Source organism: Polynucleobacter sp. AP-Reno-20A-A9 (assembly GCF_018882085.1).
Taxonomy (GTDB): Bacteria; Pseudomonadota; Gammaproteobacteria; order Burkholderiales; family Burkholderiaceae; genus Polynucleobacter.
The window spans coordinates 147,476-162,565 of record NZ_JACVPB010000001.1; the positions used below are offsets into that span (position 1 = coordinate 147,476).

Annotated in this window: 15 protein-coding genes and 1 tRNA gene; 12 read left to right on the forward strand and 4 right to left on the reverse strand. The window is 44.9% G+C overall.

The window, feature by feature from the left end; all coding sequences use genetic code 11:
- Positions 1-15: 15 nt before the first annotated feature.
- Positions 16-807, forward strand: a complete 792-nt coding sequence (tatC, locus tag ICN39_RS00815) for a twin-arginine translocase subunit TatC (RefSeq protein WP_216232243.1) — start codon at positions 16-18, stop codon at positions 805-807.
- Here the strand turns inward: tatC and ICN39_RS00820 are convergent.
- The gene (locus ICN39_RS00820) at positions 783-2,240 is read right to left on the reverse strand and encodes a tetratricopeptide repeat protein (protein ID WP_216232244.1); all 1,458 of its coding nucleotides are present in this window, start codon (positions 2,238-2,240) and stop codon (positions 783-785) included. The two genes, tatC and ICN39_RS00820, sit on opposite strands and share 25 nt — an antisense overlap.
- 208 nt (positions 2,241-2,448) lie before the next feature.
- Between ICN39_RS00820 and ICN39_RS00825 the strand changes: the two genes are divergently transcribed.
- From ICN39_RS00825 to ICN39_RS00845, 5 genes are all read left to right on the forward strand, one after another.
- Complete coding sequence (locus ICN39_RS00825; protein ID WP_216232245.1) at positions 2,449-3,723, forward strand: porin; 1,275 nt, start codon at positions 2,449-2,451, stop codon at positions 3,721-3,723.
- 136 nt (positions 3,724-3,859) lie between these two features.
- Positions 3,860-4,768 carry an amino acid ABC transporter substrate-binding protein gene (locus ICN39_RS00830; protein ID WP_216232246.1) on the forward strand — a complete coding sequence of 303 codons (909 nt, stop codon included), beginning with the start codon at positions 3,860-3,862 and terminating at the stop codon, positions 4,766-4,768.
- A complete protein-coding gene (locus ICN39_RS00835; protein ID WP_216232247.1) occupies positions 4,768-5,556 on the forward strand; it encodes an amino acid ABC transporter permease in 789 nt (262 codons plus the stop codon). Before ICN39_RS00830 ends, ICN39_RS00835 begins: the two co-directional genes overlap by 1 nt.
- Positions 5,557-6,225: an amino acid ABC transporter permease gene (locus tag ICN39_RS00840; protein WP_216232248.1), complete on the forward strand. Its 669-nt coding sequence runs from the start codon at positions 5,557-5,559 to the stop codon at positions 6,223-6,225. It begins immediately after the preceding gene.
- A 28-nt stretch (positions 6,226-6,253) separates the two neighbouring features.
- Complete coding sequence (locus ICN39_RS00845; RefSeq protein WP_216232249.1) at positions 6,254-6,988, forward strand: amino acid ABC transporter ATP-binding protein; 735 nt, start codon at positions 6,254-6,256, stop codon at positions 6,986-6,988.
- 4 nt (positions 6,989-6,992) lie between these two features.
- Here the strand turns inward: ICN39_RS00845 and ICN39_RS00850 are convergent, their stop codons facing one another.
- Genes ICN39_RS00850 through mscL form a run of 3 tightly spaced genes read right to left on the reverse strand, consistent with a single transcriptional unit; the run spans position 6,993 to position 10,849 of the window.
- Complete coding sequence (locus ICN39_RS00850; RefSeq protein WP_216232250.1) at positions 6,993-8,180, reverse strand: Do family serine endopeptidase; 1,188 nt, start codon at positions 8,178-8,180, stop codon at positions 6,993-6,995.
- A gap of 10 nt (positions 8,181-8,190) precedes the next feature.
- The gene (locus tag ICN39_RS00855) at positions 8,191-10,425 is read right to left on the reverse strand and encodes a glycosyltransferase family 41 protein (protein WP_216232251.1); all 2,235 of its coding nucleotides are present in this window, start codon (positions 10,423-10,425) and stop codon (positions 8,191-8,193) included.
- Position 10,426: 1 nt separating this feature from the next.
- Positions 10,427-10,849 carry a large conductance mechanosensitive channel protein MscL gene (mscL, locus tag ICN39_RS00860; protein WP_216232252.1) on the reverse strand — a complete coding sequence of 141 codons (423 nt, stop codon included), beginning with the start codon at positions 10,847-10,849 and terminating at the stop codon, positions 10,427-10,429.
- A gap of 137 nt (positions 10,850-10,986) precedes the next feature.
- On the opposite strand from mscL, the gene petA reads away from it, so the two are divergent.
- The 6 genes from petA (at position 10,987) to ICN39_RS00890 (ending at position 15,047) form a co-directional block, all read left to right on the forward strand.
- Positions 10,987-11,589, forward strand: coding sequence for a ubiquinol-cytochrome c reductase iron-sulfur subunit (gene petA, locus ICN39_RS00865; RefSeq protein WP_216232253.1), 603 nt, complete (start codon positions 10,987-10,989; stop codon positions 11,587-11,589).
- 10 nt (positions 11,590-11,599) lie between these two features.
- Complete coding sequence (locus ICN39_RS00870; RefSeq protein ID WP_216232254.1) at positions 11,600-13,000, forward strand: cytochrome bc complex cytochrome b subunit; 1,401 nt, start codon at positions 11,600-11,602, stop codon at positions 12,998-13,000.
- 31 nt (positions 13,001-13,031) lie between these two features.
- Positions 13,032-13,805 (forward strand): cytochrome c1, encoded by a 774-nt coding sequence (locus ICN39_RS00875; RefSeq protein WP_370623650.1) that lies wholly within the window; start codon positions 13,032-13,034, stop codon positions 13,803-13,805.
- Positions 13,806-13,904: 99 nt separating this feature from the next.
- Positions 13,905-14,516 (forward strand): glutathione S-transferase N-terminal domain-containing protein, encoded by a 612-nt coding sequence (locus tag ICN39_RS00880; RefSeq protein ID WP_028819209.1) that lies wholly within the window; start codon positions 13,905-13,907, stop codon positions 14,514-14,516.
- Positions 14,517-14,545: 29 nt separating this feature from the next.
- Positions 14,546-14,953 carry a ClpXP protease specificity-enhancing factor gene (locus tag ICN39_RS00885; RefSeq protein ID WP_216232255.1) on the forward strand — a complete coding sequence of 136 codons (408 nt, stop codon included), beginning with the start codon at positions 14,546-14,548 and terminating at the stop codon, positions 14,951-14,953.
- An 18-nt stretch (positions 14,954-14,971) separates the two neighbouring features.
- A tRNA-Thr gene (locus ICN39_RS00890) sits at positions 14,972-15,047 on the forward strand.
- The last annotated feature ends 43 nt before the right edge of the window (positions 15,048-15,090 follow it).

A 15,090-nucleotide genomic window follows, 5' to 3' on the forward strand; every position in this document is an offset into this window, starting at 1 on the left:
TAAAAACACTTACGCATGACTGAAAACAATTCAACTGAAGATTCGGGATTACAGGAAACTTTTCTTTCCCACTTATTTGAATTACGTGATCGCGTAATTAAAGCAGCGCTCGCCATTATTGTTGTCTTCGTATGTCTAGTCTACTGGGCGCCGGATATTTTCCATTTGTTTGCACAGCCTTTATTAAAGGCTTTGCCTGCCGGTGGCAAGATGATTGTGACGGACGTCACAGGTTCATTCTTTGTACCGATGAAGGTCACTATGCTGGTCGCATTCATCATCGCTTTACCAGTGGTGATGTATCAACTTTGGGCCTTTATTGCGCCTGGTTTGTATTTACACGAAAGAAAACTCATTCTGCCTTTGGTTGTAAGTAGCTATACCTTGTTCATTGCCGGTATGGCATTTGCTTACTTCTTGGTGTTTCCAACAGTATTTAAGTTCATGGCAAGTTACAACGCACCCTTGGGCGCGGAGATGTCGACCGACATTGATAACTACTTAAGTTTTGCCATGACAACCTTCTTGGCATTTGGTATTACTTTTGAAGTACCTGTTGTGGTGGTTGTCTTGGTGCGCATGGGTATGGTGCCCTTGGCTAAACTGAAAGAAATTCGCCCTTATGTGATTGTGGGTGCTTTTGTAATTTCGGCGGTAGTTACACCGCCTGACGTACTTTCTCAATTATTACTAGCTGTGCCAATGACCGTGCTCTATGAGTTGGGTTTATTGGTTGCGCGCTTTTATGTACCAAAGCCTTCCGATGAGGATGCTGCAACTGATCAATCGACTTCTGCATCGGCTTGATTCTTGGAAAAAGTAGTCGTTAGCCAGTTGGTGACTCGATCAAAGCGATAACGTCTTTGACGTAAATTACCCTCCAGATCCATCTCCGAACCAGCAAAGGCTTTGCCAGCCGCCAAAAGGGCGCGACGCTGTTGAATCGTTTCAATCTGAATCAATCTAGGCAAGATTTTTGGTAATTCCCAGCGAATATCCACCACTACGCAATGTTCGTGCTGTAGCTGGCCCACCTCGCTTAATAACAATTCTGCTTTACTGAAATTAAATTGGTTGGCAATGATGATGCGATGGCATAGCAGTAGCCAGTCTTCATCCACCTTATGTTCGGCATGGTGATTAATCGCCTCTTCGGCGCATTGAGCTAATTCATACCATTCATTGGATTTGGGATTGGGACAGCTCTCCAAAATCTTACTGAGCAATTCTTTTGCTTCAGGCACACCTTGTTGATGGGCCTGCCATACCCAATAGGATGCTTGTAGCCCACGGACTTTTTCTTCGCTCTTCTCTCGCTTGCGCCAAAGGTTGGCGCCTTTGCGAAGTTGTGCCTGTGGATGACCCAGATCAGCAGCACGATCGATGCAGCGATCGCTCTCTGCGGCGTTGTAACCAGAGAATTGCGGGCGACGATAAATTTCACCGAGCGCATACCAAGCATCTCGATCACCATCTTTGGCAGCAAGCTCTAACCAGTGAGCAGCTTTCTTCAGGGATGCATTTGATTTGTTTTGCTCTGAGTGGGCACTTCCATCTAATTGCGCAAGACGCAAACCCAGAGTGAGTTTTGCAATGGTTAATCCAAGTTCTGCGGCCTGGGTTAAGGCATCTTCATTTTGTTCATCAAGCCAAACTTCCCATAGAGAAGACAGTGCTTCATTTTTTGGCTGAAGCTTAATCAACAATTCTTTTGCATTGTTTGCAAAAAGAGATTCGCCATCCGCAAGCTCCTGCAAATATTGTTTGGCAATCTTTTGTATGCCAACAAAATCTAGCGAAGAAATTTTTTCTAGCGTCGCTGAATTCTTTTTTACCCAATCAAGCAGCTGGGATTGCACTTCTTGATTGGTGGGATTAATTAATAAATTGGCAAGCTGCCATTTAGCTGCCCCACTAGAAGCGGCTGAGCCTCCAGCATCGGCTAGCTGCCAAAAGGAGTTCCATCCAAACTCAAAAGCAGGGGAGCCAAAGGTTTCCGCCAGTGGGATTTCAGCAACCTGACTTAAAAGATGCGAAATTTGAGCGCTACTTGAGCTTATATCTACAAGCTCTTGATTTGTAATAGAAAAATATGATTTTTCTAGCCAAATCAGAGCGTTAGCAGGTTGAATCGGAGTTTTGAAAGCCCCGGTAAGGTATGCGGAGGCTAGCTTTTGTTGCGCAGAAACATCACCCAAACGGGCTGAACTAAGGATTTTTAAGAATTCGCGACTTGCCATATGACAATTTTGGCATTTCGAGCCCATAAAAGACAGAAAACAAAGGTCTTGTTGTCGAGATACAACGAAGAAAGCCAAAAAACTACCTTTTGACAAGCAAAAAGAGCTCCTAAATACCCTGACCCCCAGTCTAGTGAGGCAAAAGAAGCAAAATTCATTGGTCCCAGTTTTATTTGGGCATTACTTTTAATTTTTGGAGATTTAAAGAATGAAAAAATCGCTATTAGCAGTTGCAGCTATCGGTGCATTTGCATCTGCTGCTCAAGCTCAGTCCAGCGTAACCGTTTACGGTATCTTGGACGTTGGTTACATTGGTTCTAATGTACGCACATCAGCTACAGCTGATGGTGTTAAAAAAACTACCACTAGTCAATTTGGTCAGTCTGCTGAGCAAACTTCACGTATGGGTTTCAAAGGTACTGAAGATTTGGGTAACGGCACTTCAGCTTTCTTCACAGCTGAATTCCAGCTCCAGCCACAAGACCAGACATTGTCTGGTAACAGCACAAACAAAGACGCTAACAATGCTAACGCTCAATCAGGCGGCTTGTTAAATCGTCAAACTTTTGTTGGTTTGAAGAAAAACGGTATCGGCCAAACTGCAGTTGGTTTGCAATACACACCAATCTTTAATGCAGGCGCAGCAACAAGTGCTGGTCAATACAACAACATGTTGGGCGATTTAGTTTACGCTGGCTCAACAACTGCTGGTAATAACGGCGGCGGTGCTACAACTGCTGGTTTCACAAGCCGTACAGCCAACACTTTGAGTGTTCAGTCTGATAAATTTGCTGGCTTTTCTGCTGGCGCAATGTACACACTGAATAACAGTAACTCTACTGAAACTGTTACTCCAACTTCAACTGTAGCTGGTGCTGGCGGTAGCACTAACGCAAGTGGTTGGGGTTTGAATGCAGACTACACTTTCAATAAGTTCTACATCACTGGTGCTTACCAGGCTCTCAAGCAGTTGACAACAGCTACTAACGTTGGAACACCTGGAGCATTTACTTCAACTACAACAACAGTTGGCGCAACTGGCGTTTGGACAGGCGCTCAGCCTTCTTCAGGCATTGCAGGTAGCGCGATTAACATTCAAGATAACCAATCTTTTGCTGGTGCAACTTATGACTTCGGTATTTTGAAGGCATACGCACAGTGGGTATCAAGAAAAGCAAGTTCAACAATTAACTCTGGCTACTATGTAAAACGTTCAGCCGAACAGATTGGTGTTCGTAGCTTCATTACTCCAGTAGTTGAGGCTTGGGCTTCAGTAGGTACTGGTCGCTACACAGCATATGGCACTCAACAGCCTACAGCCAATTTCAACGGCTGGCAGATTGGTTCTAACTACCTGTTGAGCAAGCGTACAAACTTGTATGCAATCTATGGCCAACAGAACTTTAGCAATGCTGCTACTTCTACAAGTACTGTTAGTGCAAACGCTAATAACTACGCAATTGGCGTGCGTCACACTTTCTAATTGCTTGCTAGCGTAAGCTAGTTAAGAATTAGTTAGGTATCAAATTAACCCACTGTGGAAACACAGTGGGTTTTTTCTTTTTAGGCTGGATTAATCGTAGAATAGGGTGACATTCTTGGTTATATAGGACCTTTATATGAAAACTCATTTACTACGTTTTTCCTTGTTATTTGTTGGTTTTACTGCTGCGCAGACTCTTTATGCAGCCTCCCCAACTCTAGACAAAATCAAGTCCTCTGGCGCCATCACCATGGGTGTGCGCGAGTCTTCTATTCCGATGTCTTATACAACTGGTGATAGCCGCTTTGATGGTTACCACGTTGAGATCTGCCGCATGATTTTGAGCGATATTAAAGACAAGCTAAAGCTCGGTACATTGCGTATTAACTACCAACCAGTCACTTCACAGAATCGCGTTCCGCTAATGCAAAACGGCACCATCGATATTGAATGCGGAACCACTACCAATAACGTAGCGCGCGCTAAGGATGTTGGTTTTGCCAATACTTTGTATGTTGAAGAAGTACGCATTGCAGTCAAGGCGAATTCAGGAATTAATTCAATCTCGCAGTTAGCCGGTAAAAAAGTGGCGACCACTACCGGCACCACTTCTGTTCAGCTATTGCGCAAACATGAAAAAGCCAATGGCGTTAATTTCGATGAGGTATTTGGTAAGGATCATGCTGATAGCTTCTTATTGCTGGAGTCTGGCCGTGCCGATGCATTCGTGATGGATGGATCTATCTTGGCTGGCAATATTGCCAATTCCAAGAATCCAAAGGATTACAAAATTGTTGGTGAGGTATTAAGCACTGAACCGATTGCCATCATGGTTCCTAAAAATGATCCAGAATTTAAAGCCGCAGTAAATGAAGCCATTGCGAAGATTGTGAAGAATGGCAATATGCCTAAGCTCTGGAATAAGTGGTTCTTGTCGCCAATTCCGCCAAAGAATATTGTGGTGGGCCTTGAGTTATCCCCTGCAACCAAAAATGCTTGGGCTAATCCGAATGACAAGCCTGCTGAAGACTATCAGAAGAAATAATGGCATTAGATTTAGGTGTCTTTTGTAAGAACACCTTAGATGGCGAGGTAGTTGAGCACTGCTTTTCTGCAGTCTTTGGTTTGGGTCAAAATACAGACCCTAGTTATTTAGATTGGCTGCTAAAAGCTTGGGGTTGGACCTTAGCAGTCGCTGGCTTGGGTCTGACAATTGCTTTGATTCTAGGCGCTGTCATGGGCACGCTGCGCACGCTCCCAGATAGCGGTAGATTGAGTAAATGGCTTATTCGCCTCTCGACAGCTTGGGTAGAGCTTTTCAGAAATATTCCCATTCTGGTTCAGGTTTTTCTCTGGTATCACGTCATCCCTGCGTTTGTGTCGCCTTTGAAGGCCTTGCCCTCCTATTGGTTGGTCAGTATTGCCTTAGGCTTTTTTACTTCTGCGCGGATTGCAGAGCAGGTGAGGGCGGGTATTCAGGCGCTTCCTAGTGGGCAGAGAATGGCAGCCACTGCTTTAGGGCTTACTACATCACAAAGCTATCGTTATGTGATCTTGCCGATGGCATTGCGTATTGTGATTCCACCACTGACTTCAGAGAGCATGAATCTTATTAAGAACTCTTCTGTCGCCTTTGCGGTTTCAGTTCCCGAGTTGACGCTGTTTGCAATGCAAGCTCAAGAAGAAACCTCACATGGTGTAGAAATTTATTTGGCAGTGACATTCTTGTATGCCATCTCGGCCTTTGCGGTGAATCGTGTGATGGCGGCTATTGAAAAAAGAACGCGCATTCCAGGATTTATTGCAGCCTCCAATGATGCGGCGGTGCACTAAATGCTGAGTCTTGATCTGAGCTTTTACAACTGGGAACTTTTCACCAATTACATTCTGAAGGGCTTACTCTTTAGCGTGCAATTGACGGTGATTGCAACAGTAGGTGGAATTGTTTTTGGTACTTTCTTGGCCCTCATGCGCTTATCTGGCAAGCCTTCACTGGTTTACCCAGCCACCTTCTATGTCAACACAATGCGCTCCATTCCGCTGGTGATGGTGATTTTATGGTTCTTCTTATTAATTCCGATGTTGATAGGTCGCCCTATTGGTGCCGATCTATCAGCGACCATTACTTTTATTGCGTTCGAGGCGGCTTTCTTTTCAGAGATTGTGCGCGCAGGTATTCAGTCGGTACCTAAGGGGCAAGCCTACGCTGCAGAAGCGCTGGGCATGACCTATGGGCAAAACATGCGCTTGATTATTCTGCCGCAAGCATTCAGAAACATGATTCCTGTTTTTATGACGCAAACGATTATTTTGTTTCAAGATACTTCATTGGTATATGCCATTGGCGCTTATGACTTGCTCAAGGGGTTTGAGATTGCCGGAAAAAATTATGGACGCCCTATTGAGACTTATATCTTGGCGGCATTTACATATTTCATTATTTGCTTTTCGCTTTCTAAAGTGGTGCGCAAGATTCACGCCAAAATCGCCATCATTCGTTAACTATTAATTGTGAATTGATAAAACCCAGATGATTGAACTTCGCAATGTTTCTAAGTGGTATGGCTCCTTTCAGGTGTTGACGGATTGCAGTACGTCTATTGAAAAAGGGGAGGTCGTTGTCATCTGTGGACCATCTGGTTCAGGCAAATCCACCTTGATAAAAACCATCAATGCTTTGGAGCCTTTTCAGCAAGGTGAAATCATTGTTGATGGAGTGCCATTGCATGACCCCAAAACAAATCTACCTCAATTGCGCGCTAGGGTGGGCATGGTATTTCAGCACTTCGAGCTTTTCCCGCATTTGAGCGTTACTGAGAACCTCACTCTGGCACAAATGAAGGTCTTGGGGCGTTCTACTGATGAGGCCAATAAACATGGACTGAAGTATCTAGAGCGAGTGGGATTGCTGGCACAAAAAGATAAATTTCCGGGCCAGTTATCAGGAGGTCAACAGCAACGTGTTGCTATTGCTAGAGCTTTAAGTATGGATCCCATTGTGATGTTATTTGACGAGCCTACTTCTGCTTTAGACCCAGAAATGGTTGGCGAAGTGTTGGATGTGATGGTCAAGCTTGCCAATGAGGGTATGACTATGTGTTGCGTCACCCATGAGATGGGCTTTGCCAGAAAAGTAAGTCATCGGGTAATTTTTATGGATCAAGGGCGCATTGTTGAGGACTGCAGCAAAGCTGAATTCTTTGACCACCCAGAAGCTCGTTCGCCAAGAGCAAAAGAGTTCCTATCAAAAATATTGGCTAACTAATCAGTTAATTGGCTTGTTGCTTGGGCTTAGGTCGCTTTCCGGTTTGAGCCGTTAATTCCATCTCTTTGCCTTTGCGCAGAATAGTGAGCTTGGCATCATTGCCTGGACTAATTTGAGCAATTTGATTCAATAGGCTGCGCACATCTTTAATGGGATTGCCATTTACCGCAATCAGCACATCTCCAGGCTTCACGTCACCACGCGCCGCTGGACCACCCTCTAGAACGCCTGATAGCAAAACACCCTGAGTGTTGCCAGGCAATCCCAGAGACTCTGAGAGCTCTTTAGTGAGGTTTTGTGGCTCAACCCCGATCCAACCCCTGGTCACGCTGCCATTAGCCAGGATGGATTCCATAATTTGCTTGGCTAGGTTAATGGGGATGGCAAATCCGATACCCATAGAGCCGCCATTATTGGAGTAGATGGCCGTGTTAATTCCGATGAGATTGCCGCGTGTATCAATTAGTGCGCCCCCTGAATTTCCAGGATTAATTGCCGCATCCGTTTGAATAAAGTTTTCAAAGGTATTGATGCCTAGATGGTCGCGCCCTAAAGCAGAAACAATTCCGGAGGTCACTGTTTGGCCAACGCCAAAAGGATTGCCGATTGCGAGAACGACATCGCCAACATGCACGGATTCAAATTTGCCCAGGGTGATTGGGGTTGGCAATTGTTTAGCTTCAATCTTTAAAACAGCTATATCAGTTTCTGGATCACTACCAATGACTTGCGCTTTAACCTTGCGTCCATCGGAGAGGGCGACATCAATGTCATCTGCATCGCTAATGACGTGATGATTGGTCAAGATATAGCCTTCTGGGCTTACTAAAACACCAGATCCCAAGCTAGAGCTCGGCTCCTCTTCCGGGGGTTGATCTCCAAAAAAGAATTTAAATAACGGATCTCCAGAATTTGGAGTGGCGCCTTTACGGGTCTTGGGCTTAGCCGGGGTTTTACTAGTAAAGATATTTACTACCGCAGGCATGGAGCGCTTCACAGCTTCGTGATACGAGCCGGGGCTGAGTTGACCGTCATAGCTACTTTCTTTTAGTGAAACGGTGTCCACTAAAGATCCTACCCTCGACTCTGAAAGCCACTCTGGCTTCAAGGTGGCAACAATAAATAAAGCCGCCAACATCACAGTGACAGCTTGAGCAAATAAGAGCCAATATTTTTGAAGAGAGGAATTCATGGGGGGTATTTTATTTTCGGGTCTGTTGAATCAGAAAATCTTCTAATGCTGTGATGGGCTCTAGGTCATTCAATAAAAGTACTTTAGGTTGTGCAATCTTATCCCTATACGAATTCAGCAGTTCTGGATTCTGAATTAACTCTACTACTAAATGAATATAGTCGCCGACTGATCTGCAAACCATGTCTTCAAGACCAATGCGATGCAGGATCGCACTAGCAAGCCGGCCGCGCATTCTGGCGCCCTCAATAGTGACTACTGGCAGATCACATGCAATTGCTTGCAAGGCTGTATTAAATCCCGAAAACCCGATGGTGTCTAAGTACAAGTCTGCTTTTTGCATGAGTCCATGAAACTCTTCCTTCTTCAAAAAAGGAATAAAGCGCAGAAATTGATTAGCATCGAGCTGGGCATTTGCAAAAGCAAGCTGTAAACGCTCTTTCAGAATTGAAGTGAGGTTCGCTTCGAAGTTAAAGAAGATAAATTGGCATTGACCAAGCTTCTTTGCAATCTCAATAAATATAAAGTCATGGCTTGGCATGTATTTTGAGGGCGATCCAGCGCATAACAGTATAGGCAGGGAGGGATCAATACCAAGACTCTCTAGATTCGGACTTTGCGCTACAACATTCTGATACTCAACATAAGTGCCCAGGTTTGGAAGCTTGATTATTTCTTCACTGTAAAGACTATGGGCATCATCTGGCTCGAGCAGCTCGGCTGATAGAAAGGCGTCGATCGTAGGGATGCCAGTAGTTTCTGGGTGGCCCCAGCTGACTACCTGCAGCGGTGCCAATCGCAAGCAGGCTAGCGCTTTACTTACTGTATCCATGCCAATCTCTGGATACAGAACGACATCTAGGTTTTGATTGGCAATGATCTGGGCGGCAGCAAGAACATCGGTGCCACAGTTGCTGTAGCTGGCTGCCCTTGATTTAGCCAGCTGAGTTTCTTCATCTTCTATGCCGTTGGTATTGAAGATATGCAGCTCAAATTGGTCTGGGTTGAGTTGGTTTACCCATCCCTTGGTAATGGCATGCCAAACAGGGTGGCTACAAATAAAGCTACTAATAATGCCAACCTGGATTTTGGAGTTAACTTGGATGGAAACGCTTTGCTTAGCATCCAATCGATCTTGCAAAGGGCGGGCTAAGCCGGCGCAAATTGCCCCAAATTGCGATAGAAGGGGTTTGTTGTCCTCGTCTTGATAAGCCAGATAAAACGGGTGACGGGCAATCAACTTCTGGAGGAGTGAAGGGTCGATTTTTTGCTGGGGTATTGTTCTTACAAATTCTAGTTGCTGAGTAAATGTGCCCCTGGAATGGCTCAACTCCTTTTCGCTTTTTGCGACCTTGGGTATCTGCGCGATAGTTAAAGCAATATGAGTTTCTATATCAGCTGTATCCAGCTCTAGTGACTTTGCATAGTAGGTTTTTGCCAAATCACCATCGCCGATGTCGTAGTAAATCTCGCCTAATAAGTAAAAGGTTTTCGCATTGCCGGAGTTGATCTTTAGTGCATGTTGATAGCAGTCAATAGCCGCTTCATATTGCTTATATTTTTTTAGGCTGTTACCAAAGTTCAGACAGGCATCAAGATAGTGTGGATTAATTTGTAATGCTCGTTCAAAGCATTGAAAGGCATCATCGTAGTGTTCTATTTGAGTGAACGCATTTCCCAGATTGTTGTAGGCAATTGCAAAGTGAGGATTGGCTTGAATTGCATTCTCTAATATAGCAATCGCTTTATCAGTCTTACCCATTTCAAGTAAGAGAATGCCCTGGTTGCTTAAGGCTTCAGCGTAGTTTGGCCGCAAGGCTAAGGCGCTCTCATAAGCCTTATTTGCCTCATCATTTTTGCCCAAACCCTTTAATGCATTACCGCGATTATTGTGGGTTTCTGGAATATTTGAGTCGCACTGAATTGCTAAATTAAAAAATTGCAGCGCTTCTGCATATTCAAGAAGTGCGTGATGTACTAAACCTAAATTACTGAGCGTTTGTGCAGAATCAGGAGCAAGCCGATTTGCTCGGTTTAAAAAGTCTAATGCAGTTGAATAATGTTGTTTTTGATATGAGCGGATTCCCAAAAGATTGAGAGCATCAACATTATTTTCATCCAGTTGATGCGCGAGCAAAAAATGTTTATCCGCTTCCTCTAGCTTTCCTTGTTGGAGCAATACCAAGCCATTTTGAAAAATGAGTTGAGATTGCTCCCGCGTTTCTTGTTGTGAACGGTTGGACAAATTATTTTTTTAGACTGTCACGAATTTCACGAAGCAACACTACGTCTTCCGGAATCGGTGGGGGAGGGGGTGCATCCATGAGGCGAACCTTGTTTACTACTTTGACCATCTGGAAGATGACAAAAGCTAAAAGGAAAAAATTGATGGAAATGGTGATGAAATTGCCATAGGCAAAGATGGGCACCCCGGCTTTTTTGAGGGCATCAAAGGTTCTAGGTACACCCTCCGGCACATGGCCTAAGACGATAAATAGGTTGGTAAAGTCAATATGACCACCCAAAAGGGTGGAAATAACAGGCATAACGATGTCATTTACAAGGGAATCTACGATTTTCCCAAAGGCGCCGCCAATGATGACACCCACCGCCAAGTCGATCACATTGCCCTTTACGGCAAAGTCCCGAAACTCCTTTAAAACGCTCATAAATGCTCTCCTTTTAATTTAGATCCCGATTAACCCGAGATTAACCCCATAACTTTCTTGCTTACCCCACTTTTTACTTTAAAATCCTACCTTTAAGCAATTTCCACCCATAAATACCCTTTCTAGGAATTTTGTAAATGAGTGACAAGCCCTGTATGGACAAGGATCGCCGTAACTGGTTGATCGCCACATCGGCGGTTGGTGGCGTAGGTGCAGCCGCAGCCCTTTACCCTTTTGTAGACAGTTTTGAGCCTTCTGAGCGTGCAAAAGCCGCTGGCGCTGCTGTTGAAATTGATATCTCTGGGATGCAGCCAGATGAGATGAGAATGGTGGAGTGGCGCGGTAAGCCGGTTTGGGTAGTTCGTCGTACACCCGAGCAAGTTGCTGAGTTGTCCAAGATTGATAACGAATTAGCTGACCCAAATTCATTGCGTGACCCATCTCAATTCACGCCTCCTTATGCTCAGAATCAATGGCGCTCCATTAAGCCTGAGTACCTTGTAGTGGTTGGTATTTGCACCCATTTGGGCTGCTCCCCAACGCCGAAATTTGAAGCGGGTGCCCAGCCATCATTGCCAAACACTTGGCCAGGTGGCTTCCTTTGCCCATGTCATGGTTCCACATTTGATATGGCAGGCCGCGTATTTAAGAACAAACCAGCCCCAGACAACCTTGAAGTGCCGCCACACATGTATTTGAGCGACACCAAGATTCTGATCGGCGACGATAAGAAGGCCTAAGGAGAGATAAATGGCATTCCACGAAAAAGAAGTTCCAGCAGACGCCTCCGCAGCCCAAAAGCTCATGGCTTGGGTTGACTCACGCCTACCTGTAACAGAAGCATTTAAGCGTCATATGAGTGAGTATTACGCGCCGAAGAATTTAAATTTCTTCTACATCTTTGGTGCATTGGCTATCGTAGTTTTGGTAAACCAAATACTTACCGGTATTTTCTTAACCATGAACTACAAGCCTGATGCTGCAAAGGCTTTTGAGTCAGTTGAATACATCATGCGCGAAGTTCCATGGGGTTGGATGATTCGCTATATGCACTCCACTGGCGCCTCTATGTTCTTTGTGGTGGTTTATATGCACATGTTCCGTGGTTTGATCTACGGTTCTTATCGCAAGCCGCGTGAACTCATTTGGATCTTCGGTTGCGCAATTTTCTTGTGCTTGATGGGCGAGGCTTTTTTTGGTTACTTGCTTCCATGGGGTCAAATGTCCTACTGGGGAGCTCAAGTGATTGTGAACTTGTTCTCTGCAATTCCGTTCATTGGTCCAGACCTTTCCTTATGGTTGCGTGGTGATTATGTTGTGGGTGATGCAACCCTCAATCGTTTCTTCGCATTCCATGTGATTGCAATTCCATTGGTATTGGTTGGCTTGGTTGCAGCCCATATTTTGGCTCTGCATGAAGTGGGTTCAAACAACCCGGATGGCGTTGAAATTAAAGAAAACTTGGATGCAAATGGCCACCCAGTGGATGGCATTCCATTCCACCCTTACTACAGCGTGCATGATGTAATGTACTTGGGCGGCTTCCTGATTATTTTTGCAAGCATCGTGTTCTTTGCTCCAGAGATGGGCGGTTACTTCCTCGAAGCAAATAACTTCATCCCTGCAAATCCATTGCAAACGCCTCCGCACATTGCTCCGGTTTGGTATTTCACACCGTTCTACTCAATGTTGCGCGCAACTACAACAAACTTCTTGTTACCTTTATGGATCTTCTTAGCAGTCATTCTTGGAATGTTTGCCTTGAAGAGTAAAAACCTCAAGGTGAAGGGCGCATGTGCTGCAATCGCTCTCGTGTTGGCGGCTGGCTTCTACTTATTTGATGCTAAGTTCTGGGGTGTTGTGATCATGGGCGGTTCTGTTGTGATCATGTTCTTCTTGCCTTGGCTTGATAACTCACCAGTGAAGTCCATTCGCTATCGCCCACATTTCCATAAATACATTTATGGCGTGTTTGTGGTGAGCTTTGTGATCTTGGGTTACTTAGGTATTCAGCCACCATCACCAGTATTTGAAAAGATTTCTCAGGTATGTACTATTTATTATCTGGGCTTCTTCTTAGGAATGCCGTTCTGGAGCACGCTTGGTAAATTTAAGCCAGTTCCATCACGCGTTACTTTTAAGTCCCATTAATTCAGACACCAAAGAGAAACTAGGAACTAGTATGAAACGAATTCTGCAAACTTTGATGGGCGTCTGCCAAGCAACAGTATTGGTTGCGGCCCTGGGCTTTGGCGTTAGTGCCAATGCAAATGAAGGTGGCTTCCCTTTAGATCAAGCCCCTAATCGCGTTAGTAACAATGCCTCATTGCAAAACGGTGCAAAGATATTTGTGAACTACTGCTTGAACTGCCATGCAGCCGCGAGCATGCGTTACAACCGTTTGCGCGATATTGGCTTGACCGATCAACAAATCAAAGACAACCTCATTTTGACTGATGCCAAAGTGGGTGACTTGATGACTATCTCCATGACACCAAAAGAAGGCAAAGCTTTCTTTGGTAAGAACCCACCAGATTTATCGGTTGAGGCTCGTGCCCGTGGAGCTGATTGGCTCTATACCTACTTCCGTACTTTTTACAAAGATGATACGACTCAGACCGGTTGGAATAATTTGGTCTACCCTAAAGTCGGTATGCCACACGTTCTCTGGCAGTTGCAAGGTGAGCGTGCTGCCAAGTTTGACGTGCGCAAAGATCCTCATGATGAAAGCAGAACAGAGGAAGTTTTTGTTGGGTTTGAGCAGTTAACTCCTGGCACGATGAAGCCACAAGAGTATGACGACAATATCGCCGACTTAGTTGCTTTCATGTCATGGATGGCTGAACCGGTGCAGTTAGAGCGTAAACGTCTTGGCGTAATGGTGCTCTTGTTCTTGGCTATCTTCACCCTCTTGGCTTGGCGCTTGAATAAAGCCTATTGGAAAGATATTCACTAATTAAATTTGATGGGTCCTGAAGCTAGGGCCCATTAGTGAAAAGATTTAACGCTGTTGTGCGTTTGTTGTATTGAAGTAGAAATTTAAGGAAATAAATTTATGATGGTGTTGTACTCGGGTACTAACTGCCCATTCTCGCAACGCTGCCGTTTGGTGCTTTTTGAAAAAGGCATGGATTTTGAAATCCGCGATGTCGACTTGTTTAATAAGCCTGAAGATATTTCAGTAATGAATCCTTACGGCCAAGTACCTATCTTGGTTGAGCGTGATTTAATTTTGTACGAGTCAAACATCATCAATGAATATATTGATGAGCGTTTTCCTCACCCACAATTAATGCCGCCTGATCCAGTAGCACGCGCACGCGCACGCCTCTTCCTTTTCAATTTTGAGAAAGAATTGTTTGTGCACGTAGCTGCTCTCGAAAATGAAAAAGGTAAAGCGGCTGAAAAGACTCACGAAAAAGCGCGTTTAGCGATTCGTGATCGTTTGACTCAGTTGGCACCAATTTTTGTTAAAAACAAATACATGTTGGGTGATGAGTTCTCTATGCTGGACGTAGCGATTGCACCACTGTTATGGCGTCTTGAGCACTATGGCATTGATCTCTCTCGCAATGCAGCAGCTTTGCTGAAATACGCTGAGCGTATCTTTAGCAGACCTGCGTACATCGAGGCTTTGACTCCTTCTGAGAAGGTAATGCGCCGCTAAGCGTTCCTAGCGGTTCATGACTCGTCGGCATGTCTGACATTCCAAGCAATAAACCATATTTAATCCGTGCCCTACATCAGTGGTGCACGGATTTTGGTTTTACGCCCTTCATAGCAGTTTTTGTGGATGCTAGGGTAGAGGTGCCTATGGAGTTTGTGAAGAACGATGAGATCGTCCTAAATCTTTCCCTGGAGGCATGTCATCAACTGGCGATAGAAAACGATTGGATAAGCTTCCAAGCGAGATTTGGTGGTATTCCAAGAAAGATCATGGTCCCAGTCACCCATGTACTTGCAATCTACGCCAGGGAAAATGGGCAAGGGATGTCTTTCCCGTTTGACCCAGCTCAGGCCCGCGATCTTCACGTTGCCGATTCTGAAGATCAGGCCCCTGAAAAACCCAAAACTACAAGACCATCCTTGAAGATTGTGAAATAGGATAAAATATCAATCGTTGCCCCTTTAGCTCATCTGGTAGAGCAACTGATTTGTAATCAGTAGGTGGTCTGTTCGAGTCGGACAAGGGGCACCAAGAATTTGAAAGCTTCTAAGTTAATCGCTTAGAAGCTTTTTCT

What these genes read in the sequence shown, in the direction of transcription:
- ICN39_RS00820 (WP_216232244.1), bottom strand. Translation starts at nt 2,240, where the DNA reads ATGGCAAGTCGCGAATTCTTAAAAATCCTTAGTTCAGCCCGTTTGGGT.
- petA (WP_216232253.1), top strand. Translation starts at nt 10,987, where the DNA reads ATGAGTGACAAGCCCTGTATGGACAAGGATCGCCGTAACTGGTTGATC.
- ICN39_RS00875 (WP_370623650.1), top strand. Translation starts at nt 13,032, where the DNA reads ATGAAACGAATTCTGCAAACTTTGATGGGCGTCTGCCAAGCAACAGTA.
- ICN39_RS00830 (WP_216232246.1), top strand. Translation starts at nt 3,860, where the DNA reads ATGAAAACTCATTTACTACGTTTTTCCTTGTTATTTGTTGGTTTTACT.
- ICN39_RS00870 (WP_216232254.1), top strand. Translation starts at nt 11,600, where the DNA reads ATGGCATTCCACGAAAAAGAAGTTCCAGCAGACGCCTCCGCAGCCCAA.
- ICN39_RS00840 (WP_216232248.1), top strand. Translation starts at nt 5,557, where the DNA reads ATGCTGAGTCTTGATCTGAGCTTTTACAACTGGGAACTTTTCACCAAT.
- ICN39_RS00880 (WP_028819209.1), top strand. Translation starts at nt 13,905, where the DNA reads ATGATGGTGTTGTACTCGGGTACTAACTGCCCATTCTCGCAACGCTGC.
- ICN39_RS00825 (WP_216232245.1), top strand. Translation starts at nt 2,449, where the DNA reads ATGAAAAAATCGCTATTAGCAGTTGCAGCTATCGGTGCATTTGCATCT.
- mscL (WP_216232252.1), bottom strand. Translation starts at nt 10,849, where the DNA reads ATGAGCGTTTTAAAGGAGTTTCGGGACTTTGCCGTAAAGGGCAATGTG.
- ICN39_RS00835 (WP_216232247.1), top strand. Translation starts at nt 4,768, where the DNA reads ATGGCATTAGATTTAGGTGTCTTTTGTAAGAACACCTTAGATGGCGAG.
- tatC (WP_216232243.1), top strand. Translation starts at nt 16, where the DNA reads ATGACTGAAAACAATTCAACTGAAGATTCGGGATTACAGGAAACTTTT.
- ICN39_RS00845 (WP_216232249.1), top strand. Translation starts at nt 6,254, where the DNA reads ATGATTGAACTTCGCAATGTTTCTAAGTGGTATGGCTCCTTTCAGGTG.
- ICN39_RS00850 (WP_216232250.1), bottom strand. Translation starts at nt 8,180, where the DNA reads ATGAATTCCTCTCTTCAAAAATATTGGCTCTTATTTGCTCAAGCTGTC.
- ICN39_RS00885 (WP_216232255.1), top strand. Translation starts at nt 14,546, where the DNA reads ATGTCTGACATTCCAAGCAATAAACCATATTTAATCCGTGCCCTACAT.